Genomic DNA, 1,439 nt, shown 5'->3' on the forward strand with positions numbered 1-1,439 from the left:
CAGGGGTCGTCTCAGAAAACGGAAAATAAAGCACGCTAAGCGTGCGTGGAGGCTGGCACCCAGCGGTACAGCGTCGGAATGGACACGCCGAGGTTCTTGGCCACGTCCTTGGGCGGCACCCCGCTGGCCAGCAGCTTCTTGGCCGACTCGATCTTGCTGTCGGTCATCTTCGGCTTGCGGCCGCCTTTGCGGCCGAGCTGCTTGGCGACTTCCAGCCCGGCGCGGGTGCGCTCGACGGTCAGCTCGCGCTCCATTTCGGCAAGGCTCGCCATGACGTGGAAGAAGAACCGCCCGGATGGTGTGCCGGTGTCGATGGAGTCGGTGAGGCTCCTGAACTGGACACCGTGCTTGTGCAGATCGCCGACCAGATCGACCAGTTGCTTGACCGACCGGCCCAGCCGGTCGAGCTTCCAGACGACCAAAGTATCGCCTTCGCGCAGCATTTCGAGCGTCTTGGCCAAGCCAGGCCGGTCTGCCCGCGTGCCACTCACCTTGTCCTCGAAGACCTTTTTACATCCGGCCTTGCTCAAGGCTTCGCGTTGCAGCTCCAGGTTCTGATCCTGCGTCGAGACGCGCGCATAGCCAATCAACATGGCTTGTCTCGCGCCCGGTCGATGCGTTCCTGCATCGCCTGCATCACTTCTTCGTGGGTGTACGATCTGGCGTTGGCGTCGGTGGCTTGCCGCAGGGCTTCCTCAACCTCGCGCGTCATCCGCTCGTAATCCTCCGGCCACAGCGCTTGCTCCATGCGCAGCGACGCCTGACCCAGCAGGTGCAGCAGGCTGAACAGCCGCATGTCGTTGGTGGCGACGATGCGCTCCCGAATCTGCTCCTGAATAGCTTCGCTAGCCCGATGCGCTTGTGGTGTGGCAGTCCCCTCGTAGTCAGCGGGGAATTCCGCTTCCTCGGCAATCCTTGCCCAGGCGCTGGCCAGCGCCTCGATGGTTGACGTGCTCATTTCCGCCGCTCCTGTGCTCTTTGGCGAATCAACCGGCCAAGGGGCCTCGACGCGAAAACCAGCAGCATCACGCCTATCGGATACCAGGTCGAGAAGACCACCAAGGCATCGAAGGCTGGCCGTCCGGTGTTGGTAGGCAGTACGGCGGTCACAGCCATCAACCCGCCGACCGTCCAGATGATGCGCCACACGTAGGGCATCACGCGGGGCACGTAGCCGTCATCGAAAGCGGTCTGGTAGTAGCGGCGCAGGCCGCGCTCGGCAAGCGCCTGGCGCTGCCGCTCCGACAGCGCATCCGTCCGGCCATACCAGCGCCGGAATGGTGGACAGCGCAGCAGCAAAGGGGTGAAGAGGATCATCACCGCCACGATCGCGACACCCCACGCCATGACGGCGCCGGCATCGGGCCGCTTGGCGTTCTCGATCACGGGCGCGAAGACGCCCGGAGCACCGATCATCCAGAACAGCGCAATGTGCTGAT

The 1,439-nt window shown here is 63.9% G+C and carries 3 protein-coding genes; all 3 read right to left on the bottom strand.

Features of this window, described 5'->3' with window-relative positions; all coding sequences use genetic code 11:
• Window positions 1–35 precede the first annotated feature (35 nt).
• Window positions 36–593, bottom strand: coding sequence for a recombinase family protein (locus BDO18943_RS42410; RefSeq protein ID WP_003100847.1), 558 nt, complete (start codon window positions 591–593; stop codon window positions 36–38).
• On the bottom strand, window positions 587–958 hold the full coding sequence (locus tag BDO18943_RS42415) for a hypothetical protein (protein ID WP_003100853.1): 372 nt from the start codon (window positions 956–958) through the stop codon (window positions 587–589). Before BDO18943_RS42415 ends, BDO18943_RS42410 begins: the two co-directional genes overlap by 7 nt.
• A partial coding sequence (locus BDO18943_RS42420) for a transposase (protein ID WP_175026721.1) occupies window positions 955–1,439 on the bottom strand: 485 nt, incomplete at its 5' end. The genes BDO18943_RS42415 and BDO18943_RS42420, both read right to left, overlap by 4 nt.

The organism is Burkholderia aenigmatica, assembly GCF_902499175.1.
GTDB lineage: Bacteria > Pseudomonadota > Gammaproteobacteria > Burkholderiales > Burkholderiaceae > Burkholderia > Burkholderia aenigmatica.